Annotated in this window: 11 protein-coding genes; 5 read left to right on the top strand and 6 right to left on the bottom strand. The window is 52.3% G+C overall.

Annotated features, from left to right (window positions below):
- Positions 1 to 5: 5 nt before the first annotated feature.
- From KHO07_RS03125 to KHO07_RS03115, 3 genes are all read right to left on the bottom strand, one after another.
- Complete coding sequence (locus KHO07_RS03125; protein ID WP_212626442.1) at positions 6 to 764, bottom strand: alpha/beta fold hydrolase; 759 nt, start codon at positions 762 to 764, stop codon at positions 6 to 8.
- Complete coding sequence (locus tag KHO07_RS03120) at positions 754 to 1863, bottom strand: DUF3182 family protein (RefSeq protein ID WP_212626441.1); 1110 nt, start codon at positions 1861 to 1863, stop codon at positions 754 to 756. The genes KHO07_RS03125 and KHO07_RS03120 overlap by 11 nt, the downstream gene beginning before the upstream one ends.
- Positions 1864 to 2072: 209 nt before the next feature.
- Positions 2073 to 3065, bottom strand: coding sequence for a GlxA family transcriptional regulator (locus KHO07_RS03115; RefSeq protein WP_150734593.1), 993 nt, complete (start codon positions 3063 to 3065; stop codon positions 2073 to 2075).
- Positions 3066 to 3167: 102 nt separating this feature from the next.
- Between KHO07_RS03115 and KHO07_RS03110 the strand changes: the two genes are divergently transcribed.
- Positions 3168 to 3716: a cysteine hydrolase family protein gene (locus KHO07_RS03110; RefSeq protein ID WP_150734592.1), complete on the top strand. Its 549-nt coding sequence runs from the start codon at positions 3168 to 3170 to the stop codon at positions 3714 to 3716.
- 227 nt (positions 3717 to 3943) lie between these two features.
- Positions 3944 to 4441 carry a DUF417 family protein gene (locus KHO07_RS03105; protein WP_212626440.1) on the top strand — a complete coding sequence of 166 codons (498 nt, stop codon included), beginning with the start codon at positions 3944 to 3946 and terminating at the stop codon, positions 4439 to 4441.
- A 35-nt stretch (positions 4442 to 4476) separates the two neighbouring features.
- Here the strand turns inward: KHO07_RS03105 and KHO07_RS03100 are convergent, their stop codons facing one another.
- Positions 4477 to 5343, bottom strand: a complete 867-nt coding sequence (locus KHO07_RS03100; protein WP_212626439.1) for an AraC family transcriptional regulator — start codon at positions 5341 to 5343, stop codon at positions 4477 to 4479.
- A gap of 964 nt (positions 5344 to 6307) precedes the next feature.
- Here KHO07_RS03100 and KHO07_RS03095 point away from each other — a divergent pair.
- Genes KHO07_RS03095 through KHO07_RS03085 form a run of 3 tightly spaced genes read left to right on the top strand, consistent with a single transcriptional unit; the run spans position 6308 to position 9489 of the window.
- Positions 6308 to 7414 (top strand): DUF262 domain-containing protein, encoded by a 1107-nt coding sequence (locus KHO07_RS03095; RefSeq protein WP_212626438.1) that lies wholly within the window; start codon positions 6308 to 6310, stop codon positions 7412 to 7414.
- Entirely contained in the window at positions 7404 to 8534 is a 1131-nt protein-coding gene (locus KHO07_RS03090) for a DUF3696 domain-containing protein (protein ID WP_212626437.1), read from the top strand. The genes KHO07_RS03095 and KHO07_RS03090 overlap by 11 nt, the downstream gene beginning before the upstream one ends.
- 1 nt (position 8535) lies before the next feature.
- Positions 8536 to 9489 (top strand): hypothetical protein, encoded by a 954-nt coding sequence (locus tag KHO07_RS03085; RefSeq protein ID WP_212626436.1) that lies wholly within the window; start codon positions 8536 to 8538, stop codon positions 9487 to 9489.
- Positions 9490 to 9627: 138 nt separating this feature from the next.
- On the opposite strand, the gene KHO07_RS03080 is transcribed toward KHO07_RS03085, so the two are convergent.
- Complete coding sequence (locus tag KHO07_RS03080; RefSeq protein WP_212626435.1) at positions 9628 to 12240, bottom strand: DEAD/DEAH box helicase family protein; 2613 nt, start codon at positions 12238 to 12240, stop codon at positions 9628 to 9630.
- A gap of 352 nt (positions 12241 to 12592) precedes the next feature.
- Positions 12593 to 13837, bottom strand: a complete 1245-nt coding sequence (locus KHO07_RS03075; protein ID WP_212626434.1) for a site-specific DNA-methyltransferase — start codon at positions 13835 to 13837, stop codon at positions 12593 to 12595.
- Positions 13838 to 14188 lie beyond the last annotated feature (351 nt).

Genomic DNA, 14188 nt, shown 5'->3' with positions numbered 1-14188 from the left:
GAAAATCACTTGGACTGAATAATGCTCAACCGCTCACCCACCACCATTTCCGTGATCCAGTCCACGAGGATCGAGGTGTAAGCCTGCTGTGAAACGGGATCACTCAGTGCGTGATCGGCACCGTCGATAATCCGGTGGGTCAACGAATGCGTCTGCTGGCACGCCGCGCGGTAACTCATGATGGTTGCGTGGGGAACGTAGTCATCGGTTTCCGATTCCACCAGCAGCACATCCCCGGTGAATGCCGAGCACGCATGCAAGGCGCGATTGCTGTCGGCGCGCACCAGCGTACTGCGGTAATCGCGCAGGTCGAGCTTGTCCAGATCCCGCTTCGGCGTGTGCCATTTATCGTCGCGATACAGCGCCGGCACCCGCAGCGCCAGCCATCGCACGGGGCGCAACGACGTCAGGATCGAGGCCAGGTAGCCGCCGTAACTGGTGCCCACCACGGCAATGGCCGACGTATCGAGCGCCGGGTGTGCCAGCAAGCGGTCGTAGGCCGCCAGCAAATCACGCAGATTATCTTCGCGGGTCACCCGCGACAGGGGAATGCCGGTGCCGCCGGTGTGGCCGCGCAGGTCGAACGTCAGACAGACACATCCAAGGCCGGCGATCCCCTTGGCCCGCTCAAGGTCCCGCTCCTGACTACCGCCCCAACCGTGCACAAACAGCACGCCGGGGACCTTCGATTTGGGACTGAGGAACGTCCCGCTCATTTGTTCATCATCGATGTCGATTTGAATGCTTTCGCTTCTAGCCGTCATAGGATTTGACCGTTACGTACTTGAGAAGAAATTCACTGTTGTGCGCCGGTCCGCGGTACACCTCGATGGCGTCCACAGGCAGCGGCTGGTCGATGTAGGTTTCCACCGAGGACACGCGAATGGCGCGCATTCCCGGGTCATTGAAAAAGGCCTGCAACGCCGCCACTTCGGCGCTGCTGGCACCGCCCATGCGCCACGATTGTTCGAGCACACCACTGCGCTGCTTGCCGTCGCTGGCCACTCCTTGGGCGATGTCGTAGTTGCGCCGCGAGGCATAGAACGCGGGATAGGCTTCATCAGCGGCTTTGTCGAACACCTGCGCTTGATGAATCGCCAGTTGCACATCATCCGGCAAGTCCAGTTTCAGCAACGCGTCATAGTCGCCCTGCACCACCAGCAGGTTGGAACCACCATAGACCTCTTCGCCGTGGGCGTCCTTGGTCAAGTATTGATCACCGCAATAACTCAGCACTTTGCCACCGATAAAACTCTGACCGACGCTGTGGGTGATCACCTGGCCCAGGTCCTGCTCCAGCACTACACCTTCGGTGAACAATGCTTTGGCCTCGGGGCGCGCGAGGACGTCGTCAAATTCATCGAGGCTGCTGATCACTTCCTGACCGCGCCCGGCGCACGCATGAATGGGCTTGATACGGATCGGCCCGGTGTAGAGCAAATGCTCCGCCGCCGGCCGTGCATCTTCGAAAGAGAACACGCTGAGGCCGTCGAGCACGACACTGCGCACCCGTTCGGAAAACAGCGGCGCCCAGCCTTTCGGCGCATGGGCGTGATGGTTCAACAGACCGTGGCTGATGGCTTTGGTGCAGATGAAATCATGCTCGACATACCCGCCCCATAAATCTTCCGGCCCCTCGACGCCCAATTGCCGAGCGGCTGCGGCGCCCACCAGGGTTTGGGTCGGCAGCAGGTAAAGATCGCGACCGTCATGCTGTTGCGGGTCGTAGCTGCCACCGAATTTGAGCCCAAGGATTTGCGCCAGCCAGCGGGCCAACGCGCGGTTGGTTTCGACTTCGTGCACCGGCGCATCGGCGTGCACTGAGTGGGCGACCACCAGTTTCTTGCAGTTTGGTGGGGTCATGCATCCCCCTCGTCGCTTGATGAGTGTAGTGGTTGGGGTGCAGAGATCAGGCCAACCGCAGCGGTTGAAAAAGGTTTTTCCAATCAGTCGGTTGCAGGATCGGTGATGGCAGGACGCCTGCTTTATTCTGCACGACCGCTACGCCATTTCTTGCAATTTGCACGATTGATAGGTGAATACGATCCCGCAGGGGATTTGTCGTGATGCCTCTATCGAGCCGCGTTACTCGGCGTCACCCCAAACCGCGTCCGGTAATCACTCGGTGCCAGCCCGGTAATTTTCTTGAACGTCGAACGGAACGCCCCCGGATCCTGATAGCCCACGGTCCAGGCAATGTGATCGATGGTGCCATTGGTGAACTCAAGCATTTCCCGGGCCTTGCCGACGCGCAAATGCTGGCAGTACTCGGTGGGTTTGAGCCCCGTGGCCGCACGAAACCGGCGCAGAAACGTGCGCTCCTCCAACCCTGCCCGCTCAGCCATCGTCGGGAGCGAAACGTCGGTGGCGCCGGTGCTTTGCAGCCAGTGCTGGACCTTGAGGATCGACCCGTCGCCATGGTTGAGGATTGGCGCAAAGTTGCTGCCGCATTCGCTGGCGCTGTCGCTGTGCTCGACCACCAGGAAACGCGCGGTGCCCGTGGCAATGCTGGGCCCCAGCAGACGATCCACCAGACGCAGGCCCAGCTCGGACCAGGCCATCAGCCCGGCGGTGGTGATCAGGTCACCATCGTCGACAATCGGCGTGTCGGCCTTGAGCTTGATGGCCGGATAGCGTTCGGCAAAGGCCTTGGCCGAAGTCCAGTGGGTCGTGGCGCTGCGACCGTCGAGCAGACCACTTTCGGCCAACAGCAGTGAACCCACGCAGACACCGCCCAAGGTCGCGCCGCTGGCATGTTGTTGGCGAAGCCAGCCGAGCAATTTTTGCGGTGCCTGGCCTTCGGAGAACCCGGCGATTGACGGCGGAATCATCACCGCCACCAATGCGCGGTCGGTGCCGGGGTGGCTGTCGTAGACCCGCACCGGTTCCTGATCACCCTCGACCCGCCAATGGCTGACACGCAACAGCGGCAAATGCGCTGCCGGATGCTCCTCGGCGATTCGGTTGGCCACCCCGAACAGGTCCGTCAACCCATGCACCGCCGCCATTTGCGCACCGGAGTAGATCAGCACACCCAGCTCGGCGATTGCCCTTTGTGCATCCATTGTCAGTTTTCCCCTTTCTATTGTCGGTGCGGCCAATCCTCGAAAGGCCTGCCAAAGCCAATACTTCATTCCACACCCAAACCGCACTTCGAGGAAACAGTCATGGCCAAGCAAGCACTCATCGTAGTTGATATCCAAAACGACTACTTCCCACAAGGCAAGTGGCCGCTGGTCGGCGCAGATGCCGCCGCAGACAACGCCGTTCGCCTGCTCAAGGCCTTCCGCGAGGCCGGTGATTCGGTGGTGCACATCCGCCACGAATTCACCTCCGAGCAAGCGCCTTTTTTCACCCCGAACTCCGAGGGCGCAAAACTGCACCCCAAAGTCCTCAACCAAGCCAACGAGCCGGTGGTACTCAAGCACTTCGTCAACTCGTTCCGCGAAACCGAACTACAGTCAATCCTCGACGAGCAAGGCATCAAGGAACTGGTGGTCGTCGGCAGCATGAGCCATATGTGCATCGATGGCATCACCCGCGCCGGCAACGACCTCGGCTACAGCGTCACGGTGATCCACGATGCGTGTGCCTCACGTGACCTCGAATTCAACGGCGTAACCGTTCCAGCGGCACATGTTCATGCCGCCTTCATGTCGGCCCTGGGCTTTGCCTATGCCAGCGTGGTGTCCACCGATGAGTTCCTCGCCCGTTAATTCAGCGCTTGCCAAGGGCTAGCCCGCATCAAAAAAGCAAAAGCCCATGGCCGCAATGCCATGGGCTTTTTACCAGTGAGTCTGGACGATCTGCATCGAACGCAATACTGCCAGAACCCTGAAAAGTCATGCCGAAGCCAACAATGTCCCCACTCCCAACGCATCCGCGCAGGAGTGTTGCTTTCACCCCATGCCACTTTCAAGACAACTCACTGGAAGCCTGAACAATGAACAGCACGACGATAAGCACTGACAGCCTGACGAAAAAAACCCTCGGTCTGACCACCCAGGCGATCGGGACCTACGGCATCTACTTCGCCCTCGCCGTTATCTACTTCTGGTTCGGCGGTATGAAATTCACCCACTACGAAGCACAGGGGCTGGTTCCGTTGGTGAGCAACAGCCCGTTCCTGGGTTGGGTCTATCAGCTTTTCAGTGTCGATCTGTTTTCCAGTTTGCTGGGTGTCCTGGAGGTTTCGATCGGCGTACTGATTGCCGGTCGCTTGCTCTCGCCAAAGCTCTCATTGATCGGAGGTGCCTTGTCGGCCGTGCTGTTTCTCACCACATTGAGTTTCATGTTCTCGACACCCGGCGTGATTGAGCCCGGTCTTGGTTTCCCGGCCATAACCGTAGCGCCAGGCCAGTTCCTCCTCAAGGACATCGGTTTGCTTGCTGCATCCCTGTTCGTGGCGGGCCACTCGCTGACCCGACTGGAGACGCCTTGAACTGACAACGTCGCCCGCCGATGACCTGTATCAGTTCATGGATTCAGGTCATCGCCGCCCTCGGCAAGTACCGCTCCCTCAACGGTCAATGATTTCATCCAGTCCCGTGGACTGCAGCCGGTCTTGCGGCGAAAGGCACGGGCAAGAGCCGATGGACTTTCATAGCCCACCTCATCGGCGATCAGCGTGATCGGCCGCCCCTCCCGCAGACGCTTCTGCGCCAGACTGATCCGCCAGCTCAACAAATAATCCAGCGGGGTTTGTCCCAGGACCGCACGAAAATGCACTGCGTAGGCGGCGCGCGACATGTTCGATTCGTCCGCCAGTTCGGCCACGGACCAAGGCCGTTGAGGTTGGTTGTGCATCTTCATTAGCGACCGCGCCAGGCGCACGTCGGCCAACCCAGCCATCATCCCGGTACTCAACTGCTGATGGTCGAGCAAATGCCGGAACAGCAGGATGATCAACAGTTCGAACAGGCGATCAAGTACCGCCTCCCGGCCACAATGCCCACCCGAGGCCTCACTGAACAGCCATCTCAAGGTGTCCGCCAGTTGTGGCAGCTCATCCAGGGGCAGCACCAGCAGGTCCGGAAGCGAAGCACATATCGGATTGCTTACGCCGCCATCAAACAGCATCGACGCGCACAACAGTTGAGCACCTTCAGCCTCACTGGCGATGAGCTGATGACGACTCGGGCGCGGCAGGAAAATCAGGCTCGGGCAAACCAGTAACAAGTCACTTTTGCCAGGCCCTTTGAGCGTGACAGTGCCACCTTGCAACAAATGAATAAGACCGCGTTGATCGGCCCCATCATAGGAAGACACTCCGCACAGCTTGCCGCTGTAAAACAGGTGTGCGCGTACGCCGAACTGTGACAACAACGTGGAAAGGCGATCCATGGGGCAACTCTTCACAGGAACTACATCTGAAGGAGAGTATCACCGCACGTAGAAGCTTGGTCAGGCCTGGACCTCGGCAAGATTTGCCAGGTTAAAAAACAAAAAGCCCGGCATCCATCAGGAGGCCGGGCTTTTCAGGTTCTATTCCGGGTTGCAGGAATCAGAAGGGTAGTTCACATAAGGCGGAAAATTAGAAAGCGATAACTCTTCTAACACCCTGACTCTATGCGAATTTCCTGACCGTACGCGTGAGCACTACAAAAAAATGTAAAGAAAGTCCGCGCGGGACTGAATGCGACTGCTTGCCTTCCTTTCCCCCCACTCTTGCGTAAAGCATATGCTTTACAGAAAAAGAACGCCGACCGCCTGACGCTAGCATCGGCAAGACTGGCTGACCGGGAAGAATAGCTAGCAGACAAACCTGCTACACCCACATCCCTGCCATCGCAATCTATCCGATTCCCCCCTCCAACGACTAAATCCGGCTACTCACGAAGGATTAGCACCCTGAGCCTCCTCTTAGAACGCACCAACGAACGTTTTCACGAGATGCGCACTGTAGAGACTTTCCGATTGCCAAGTCGATTGGTGCCTCGCCCTGCTGAGAAACTTGGTGCAAAGCCGAAACCGCCTTCTTAATCGGCCGCATCGAATCCGGTGGGTAGCTGGCGCGAATGGGGGGGAAACGATGCCTGGATTACTCCAGCTCTTGATCCACGAGCACCGCTGACCACCTAAAATGTCATCAAGAATCGTCCACCTGAGGGCGAGGGAATAAAGGAGGCAAAGGGTGTCCTAATGCCTCCGCGATCTCGACCATGGGTGCAACAATGGACGACGATCGCCAGAACCCCTCGAGCTCATCCATCTGTCGACCTCCCCATTGATAAGAAAGTAAACTGGCTATGCTCGAATCTGCTAGAAGACTCTAAAGCCCGGACCACAATGCGAGAAAAGGACAGTGATGATAAATGTCAACGAGGAAGTAGCTGATTCTGAAGCTGAACCTATTGAAGGCCTAGACAAGGATGAGGATATTTCCTTTGGCGATTATCCAATCGATACAGTATTAATCCGGAACGAAAACAGGACAGTCCATGATGTCCTGCGTCGCATCGAGAAAGGAAGTTTTGTCATGGACCCAGACTTTCAGCGAGATTTCATTTGGGCCGAAGACAAGCAATGCAAGCTTATAGAATCGGTAATGATGCGAATACCTCTACCGGTTTTCTATCTAGCGGAAAATATCAAGGGACAAATGATAGTCGTTGATGGCCTCCAGAGACTATCGACTTTCCAACGCTTCGTGAATAACGAGCTAAAGTTAAAACTACCGCACCAAAGCGAACTCCACAATAAACATTTTCAAGACTTATCTCCAAAACTGCAAAATCGAGTCGAAGACTGCAACTTAGTATTATATGTTATTGACGCCAAGGTTCCCGCACAGGCACTACTCGACATATTTGAACGAGTAAATGGAGGCGTGCCTCTTACCCGCCAACAAATGCGAAACTGCTTGTATTCCGGCAAGGCTACACGCTTTTTGAAAGAAGAATCAAAAAACAACGCATTTATAAAATCCACAGGCGGAAGCCTGAATAAAAAAACGATGCGCGATCGCGAACTAATAAATAGATTCTGTGCTTTTGAGCTTTTAGACTTGTCCCGCTATAAAGGTGACATGGATGACTTCTTAGCGCAGGCTTTAGAAAAGATGAATGAGCTATCAGAGCGTGAGCTTGAGCAGCTTTCGGCACGATTCAGAGCAAGTATGCGAAACAATTTTCTAATTTTTTCAAAGCATGCGTTTCGGAAGCATTCATCGCCTTACGATAGCAGGAGTGTGATTAACGCTTCACTTTGGGACGTGATGTCAACAGGCTTGAGTCGTTACCCAGAGTCATTGGTGGAAGCTCATGCAGAGGAGCTGCATAGTGGATTCTATACGCTTATGGAAAACGCTATATTTAGAGAGGCGATTTCCTTAGGCACAAATCAGGTCGCGCGCGTCAGCTCGAGATTCGACCTGACCAAAAAAATGCTAGAGGAGGTTCTTGGTGATCAGTAAAATTGAACTGCGGAATTTCAAATGTTTCCAGTTACTTAAACTACCACTTGCGGAACTGACTCTGCTTGCAGGTTCAAATGCCTCTGGAAAATCCTCACTGCTGCAGGCGCTAGTAGTATTACATCAAACCATTCGAGAAAATGAATGGAGCACACGACTAATACTAAATGGCGGAATTCTTAACCTAGGCACGGTGCAAGATGTAATAAATAAAATTCACGGCCGCAACGAGTTTGATTTAGCGCTGACAAACGAGGAGTCGACATACCGCTGGACCTTTACGGGCGATAGGCCTGAAATGTCTATGGAAGTAAGTTGTCATCCCAAAAGAGATGATTCGCCCAAGGAAATCTTGAATAAACTGTTACCCGCCGGTGCAGGATGTGAACCTACAGTCTGCTCCACACTTGAGTCCCTAACTTATATAACAGCCGAGCGAATTGGTCCTCGTGACTTCTATCCTCTAGAGGATAGAAGTACTATTCAAACTGTTGGGCCAAAGGGAGAGCACGCTGTCAGCTGCTTATATCGCTTGGCAGAAAAGCCAATAACTCAAAAAATGTGTATAGACACTGCACCACCTACGTTGATGAGACAGGTAGAAGCGTGGATGCAGTACTTTTTCCCGGGGTGTGGCATCGAGGTGACACCCATTGCTCGTATGAACGCTGTATCGCTGGGCATCCGAACTTCAGCGGAAACTGACTATCATCGACCAGTCAACGTCGGATTCGGTCTCACCCAAGTTTTGCCAATTATAGTCGCTATATTATCGGCAAATGAAAACGACTTGATTCTGATTGAAAACCCTGAGGTCCATCTCCATCCAGCGGGCCAGGCATTGATGGGAAGCTTTCTAGCAATGGCTGCCGGAGCAGGATCTCAAATAATATTAGAAACACATAGTGATCACGTGTTAAATGGGATTAGGCGAGCGGTGCGAAAAAAGGTACTTACTCAGTCTCAGGTTGCATTGCACTTCTTTCGTCCTTCAACACCTGAGTTGGATCAGGTTGTCTCACCGCAGCTTGACGCTTCCGGAAATGTTGATTTTTGGCCGGAAGGTTTCTTCGACCAGTTCGATAAGGATATGAATCACTTCGCGGGGTGGGGAGAGTGAGATGGAACTTTTTTTCAATGAATGCTCGTTGCATGGTCAATTCGCGGATACACAAAGCTTTGAAGACTCCTTAGAGGTGCTGATGGCGATGCGAGGGGTAGCGAGAAAATATGATCGCGACCTTTACTGCCATCGCCAGCTAATGCAATCGATGGTAACCCACCAACTGAACCTTCCTCAGACAATGCGGAGTCTTGATAGAAATAAAGCGTCTGCATTAATGGGGTGGCTGGGACGAACAGGTCCTTTTTGGGAGGATACCCGTCGCCACCCAACAGAAGAGTATTTGGAATGTCTAAACGAAGTCGTCACAGATACGGCTATTGGTGAGTGCGCTTATCTAAGTTTTTTGAGTAAAGAGGCGCAACTTACGAGTATCTCTCCGTCAGGCTGGAGTAATTCCTTGCTTGAGGTAACCTGGCATCGAGCGGAATTGCCTACCCAAAGTAAAAATTTGATCAATCATTTCACTGCTGCGACTCTTGAAGCCGAATTGCAAAAAGCTGAGCCACCAATGCAATCATGGGAGCAACTGGCCCGGACATGTCAACAAAGATTCGGCGCCTTACACTTCTCGGCTGCCACCTTTGCCCCACTAACAGGCACTCCTTTTGTAGCTGCTGCGGCTAGAAGCATTCTGGACCTCTTAGCAATACTCACAAAATTTAAGACAACCCATATCATAGATAGCGGCAGAAATCGCGAAGGAGATGAACTTTATCAGACTTATTTCACCGGACCGAGAGCATGGTTTTCGGATTCTAGCGATCGAGAGAAACGTGATTTTGAACACGAGATGAGATTTGTGCATCCGGAGCAGCAAGGAGAGAAAATATCTGCTCCATACCACGGAAAGGTTCAAACGCCCCAAATGCGAATACACTTTTCGTGGCCTGTAACCGCTCAAACACCGCTGTACATACTTTACATTGGCGACAAAATCACCAAGTACTAATAACTGGCGGGAGGGTGGGGTATCGCCAGAAACTTTATTTCGGCAATACCCCTGCTCAATACACGGACTATCGGCGGATAGATAGTCATTCATGAGACACCAGTTCAACACTACGTAAGTCGTACTGAACTGGTCAGATCAAAGACTTCTCAGCAGCTCACATGCATCCGCCCAAGAGTATGCTCCATCCAGCGGATGATGCTCAAAAACCATTAGATAACGATAATCACGTCCAGCACACTTCTCCCATAGCTTACCAAGCTCGATCTTCGCTCCCGAGTCAGAATTATCCCTATCTCCTCCCTTCGTTTCTAACAAAATAATCAACCCTGAACTAAGCCGCAATATAAAATCAGGGTAATGATTTATAGGACCATTTAACGAAAATCCGCGGCCGCTGGCATTTCGATGCCACCACCTTACATTGTCACAGTCAGAGAGAAATTCAGACATCCTCTCTTCCAGCCCGTTTCCTTTTTCCTCGCGGACATAAAGCGAATTTGAAGCCGCGACTGACGCTATGAGACGAGGAGAAATCTCGAGGGGGAGCATATAAAAAGGTCGAGTATCTACTTTATTCAGATCAATCCAGTTTTTGAATCGTCGACGAGAAAAGGCGAGCATTTCGCTTCGCACTCGCTGCTTTATACTTTCAACATATGAGTGCTGCTGCTCTAAAATCTCATCCAGCTGACCAACACTAAGACGAGCCAATATCTTCTTAATGTAAGCTTGAAGGTCTGATTCCGCCAAGGGTGGCATTTTACCGAGCCAGCTACTGACTAGCCCAGTGAGTTGTCGTCTTTTGGCGTCAGCATCAAGGCTCGACAGGTAATCTTTTAGCTTTCGGACCTCGTTATCTTTGAGACGTATACGAGTGGGTTCGTAGTCTCCCTGCGAATCACCAACTCTCAGAAGATCGAGCTTTACTAGATCGCCACTTACAGGTGCAACTGAAAAATCATTTATGTCACAGTCAGCAAGACGAAACTCATGATCGACAAGCTGAGACTTCTCAAGGAGAACATCTCCAGCCTCATCAGCAAAAATTAGGCCGGGCGGTGCTTTCCTAAAAAACTGCGGGAGTTTTAGAGATTTGATCTCATCTAAAAACTCCGGACGGAGCGAGTACAATTCCATTGCGCTTCTTACCTCCGCAGGTATGTGACCACTCAGGTTTGCCGCGCTCGCTGCCACCAGCTCCGCATTCGCCTCCCTTGCAGCAAGCATGGTCGAAGCTAAGAAATCTTGACCTTCACCAGCATCTGTTTTGGCAGAGGTTAGATCAACTGAAGTTGAGTGTATATTAGACTTCGAAAAAAGAGGAAGATCACCAGTCGCGCCGTGCAAGGGCGTAACTTTCGCTGTAGTTTTAAGCTCTAATTTAGGCTCATCTTGACTCAAATCTGGCGTTCTGAAATCCGCGCGACTAAACCCTGCACGATTAAGCCCAGCGACAATTCGTTCAAGCGTGTTACTGAATATGCTCGACGCAGTCAGGACGTAACTCATATTTAATGGTTCGTGCCCGTGCGCGCGAACATAGGGTTGCCTTAAAATTCGGCCCAGTATTTGCTCAACATCTACAGGTGATGATCTGTCGGCAAGAGTGGCTAGGACGTAGGCAAACGGACAATCCCACCCCTCTTTTAATGCGTTCACTGTAATTACAAATCTCACAGAGCACGAGGGAGACATGAGATCAATCCCACTCAACTCGTCCCTATCAGCGGTTTTTATTTTAATCCAGTCCTCTTGAACTCCATGTTCGAGCAGTTCAGCTTTCACTTTTTCAAAAGTTTGTGCATCTGCTTTATTCCTACTTTCGGCCTGGATTAAAGCTATCGGGCGAATGTAGGATCCCCCCAGGAGCTCTTCCGCCTGCGACTCCGCCTCGAGACGAGCTCTAAGATCTATAGTGTGTGCTATTACGGAGCTTCTGCTGGGAAGGTTTCTAACGATAACCGGTAGCTTCACCATGTGCTGATCACGCATAACCAAAGCATCGACGAAACTGATGATGTTAGCTCCCATGCGCGGAGTAGCAGTCAGTTCAAAAACGAAGCTTGGGTTCAAGTTACGAAGCATATCCTGCGAAAGGCTGCTCGTGACATTATGGCTTTCATCAACAATTATGACCGGCTGTAAGCCTGCCATCGACGCGACGAGAGAAAATGGGTCGACTCCTTCACCAACTGCGATAGCAGTAGATGACAGATCATCCAAGGCGGAGTTCTCTTGGTATAGTTTTCGATCATCTTTATTACGCGCCTTCAAGCTGTCGTACGTAAGCACTGCTAAAACAAGGCCATCCTCAACTTCGTCTCGAGAAAGGTGTCCAGACAAGAGATCCCGCTTATCCATGATACTCACGCGGCCTTCAAAAAGCCGATTGAGGCTCTGCCTATACGGGTGAGTAGGATTGCGCAGCGCGCTTAACACTTGCTCCAGAATCGACAGCGAGGGAACCAGCCACAAGCACAAGCGGGCGTCGCCTTGGCGTTTCTGGAGCGATTTAAATATGCTGGATACCGCATGAAGCCCTATGAAGGTCTTTCCCCCGGCAGTGGGAACCTTGGCACAGACTTGCGGTGCCCCATGTACGGGATTCTGATACCCAGGCATCTTGGTGGCGCCCCGTGCGTCCCAATGCGCTCGGTAGGCAAACTGAGCATCGTCACAAGCAGTCCAACGACGGAGAAAGAGCTCCAAATCTTCAATGACCTGACTCTGATAGCTATTCAATTGCATTGTCTAGTTCCTCAGAGCCGAGCAATATCGCGGGGAATTTTTTTGAATCCTATGCAGTGACGTCGCATAAAATCTTCGCCTAGTGCAAGTTGGTCCGCATAAATTAGAACGGGTCCTACCTCCTTCACCAAATCGGCTAAAAGCTCGAGATCTAGGGTAGTTGCAGTTTTATCTTCATACGCAAAGAAAACCCTTAACCCATTTGCCTCGCCCAACCAATAAGGGTGTCGTGCTGCTTCAGAGTTAAGGAGAGAGGCTTTAGGTATTCCCTCTTGCCAGGCAACATACTCTCGAATAGCGGTTAGTCCGACTTTCGGATTTAGATTCCCATACTCTACGAACAGTGGCTCCCCTAAGGAATAGTACGTAAATGCACCTCCGAGCCCCGGTATCGCTTTATTTTTTCTCCGTATCCCTCCATGACGCGCTTAATCCGTTCTGCTGTCAGAGATTCGGCATAATCCATCATTTCAATCAAGACAAAGCGACGTGTACCTTCATCTTGCAAATTAGCTTTAAGCACCGCGTGCCCGGTGGTTCCCGACCCCGCAAAAGAGTCAAGTACGATCGAATCGTGGTCTGCGGCAATATCGAGAATACGAGCGATCAACGTGCTAGGTTTTGGAGTGTCAAATGATGAAGCCCCAGAAAAAATTGCTCGCATTTCATTTTTCGAGCTACGGTTGCTACCCACATCTTTTTTCCAAAGAGTCCGGGGAACTAAATCTCCAACCTCATTCAAGTAGCGCTTGATACTTGGCCGCGCGTCCCCAGTAGGCCCCCACCATACGCGCCCTTCAGAATCCAGGGATCGAAGGCGGTCCTCCGACACCCGCCAAAATCGACCTGGAGGGGGGGAAAACTCACGCCCTGTAGGACCAGAGATAGTGAACAATCCTTTTGAATATGGCTTATTAGCAAACGGATCACCCGCGATCCAGGAACCATTGGGGTCGTCATCCGGGTTTTCATATATGGAGTCCGACTCAGCCGTCCTTGCCAACCTAGCCGGCACCCAGTTGGGGCGTTTAGAGTAGACTAAGATGTAATCATGGTCGGTTGAAAACTGATTGGCAGAATTACGTGGAGAGTCAGCCTTCTCCCAAATCACGCATGTGACAAAATTTCCCACCCCGAATATTTCGTCCAGAATGGGGCGTAATATTCCTACTGCGTTGTCATCAATGGATACCCAGATCGATCCATCATCCGAAAGTAACCGATGCAATAGTTTTAAGCGAGGATACATCATGCACAGCCATTTATCTTGGCGACTCATATCCTCATTTTCTTTGCCAACAACCTTACCAAGCCATTTCTTTATACGGGGGTCATTGACATTATCGTTATACACCCAGCCTTCATTGCCAGTATTATAGGGCGGATCAATGTAAACACACTTCACTTTTCCTTCATATTCTGGCAGCAAACTCTTAAGCGCCTCCAAATTATCACCCTGAATAACTTTGTTATCCACAGTGTTCTTTGGGCACGATGATGTTGCCTTAAAAGTATAGTGATCGCGTAGAACGCGATAGGTTACATCCCGATGATGGTTTCGGACCTGATCCTTACCCACCCAGTGCAATGTCGGCATGGTGCTCGCCTTTTCCTCAAAAATAACGCATAAACCACCTCGCAAGGCAGCCGGTGATTTGACACTAATGATCACCTGCAAGGCAAGCGGATGCTGCCCTTGGGCAAAGCGCTATAACCGTCCAAGCAACGACGCACCTTTCTGACACCGTCGCTTAAGGCGATGGCTTCCACCTAAACTGAGTGGATACCATTTTGGCCGTTTCAAGCGGCCTCAAGGCTTTGGTCACCGCTCAGTGCACGCAGCCTGACCCTCGATTGCCAACGTCGCGTTGATCCACATCCTCAATGACAACCTCGTCCATAAATGGACACGCATGCATGCGCAGAAGAACCTGGCGCTGCAAACTGC

It is taken from the genome of Pseudomonas sp. PP3, assembly GCF_905336995.1.
Taxonomy (GTDB): Bacteria; Pseudomonadota; Gammaproteobacteria; order Pseudomonadales; family Pseudomonadaceae; genus Aquipseudomonas; species Aquipseudomonas reinekei.
This window is presented reverse-complemented; position numbering and strand designations above follow the sequence as displayed.

What these genes read in the sequence shown, in the direction of transcription:
- KHO07_RS03125 (WP_212626442.1), bottom strand. Translation starts at nt 764, where the DNA reads ATGACGGCTAGAAGCGAAAGCATTCAAATCGACATCGATGATGAACAA.
- KHO07_RS03120 (WP_212626441.1), bottom strand. Translation starts at nt 1,863, where the DNA reads ATGACCCCACCAAACTGCAAGAAACTGGTGGTCGCCCACTCAGTGCAC.
- KHO07_RS03115 (WP_150734593.1), bottom strand. Translation starts at nt 3,065, where the DNA reads ATGGATGCACAAAGGGCAATCGCCGAGCTGGGTGTGCTGATCTACTCC.
- KHO07_RS03110 (WP_150734592.1), top strand. Translation starts at nt 3,168, where the DNA reads ATGGCCAAGCAAGCACTCATCGTAGTTGATATCCAAAACGACTACTTC.
- KHO07_RS03105 (WP_212626440.1), top strand. Translation starts at nt 3,944, where the DNA reads ATGAACAGCACGACGATAAGCACTGACAGCCTGACGAAAAAAACCCTC.
- KHO07_RS03100 (WP_212626439.1), bottom strand. Translation starts at nt 5,343, where the DNA reads ATGGATCGCCTTTCCACGTTGTTGTCACAGTTCGGCGTACGCGCACAC.
- KHO07_RS03095 (WP_212626438.1), top strand. Translation starts at nt 6,308, where the DNA reads ATGATAAATGTCAACGAGGAAGTAGCTGATTCTGAAGCTGAACCTATT.
- KHO07_RS03085 (WP_212626436.1), top strand. Translation starts at nt 8,536, where the DNA reads ATGGAACTTTTTTTCAATGAATGCTCGTTGCATGGTCAATTCGCGGAT.
- KHO07_RS03080 (WP_212626435.1), bottom strand. Translation starts at nt 12,240, where the DNA reads ATGCAATTGAATAGCTATCAGAGTCAGGTCATTGAAGATTTGGAGCTC.
- KHO07_RS03075 (WP_212626434.1), bottom strand. Translation starts at nt 13,837, where the DNA reads ATGCCGACATTGCACTGGGTGGGTAAGGATCAGGTCCGAAACCATCAT.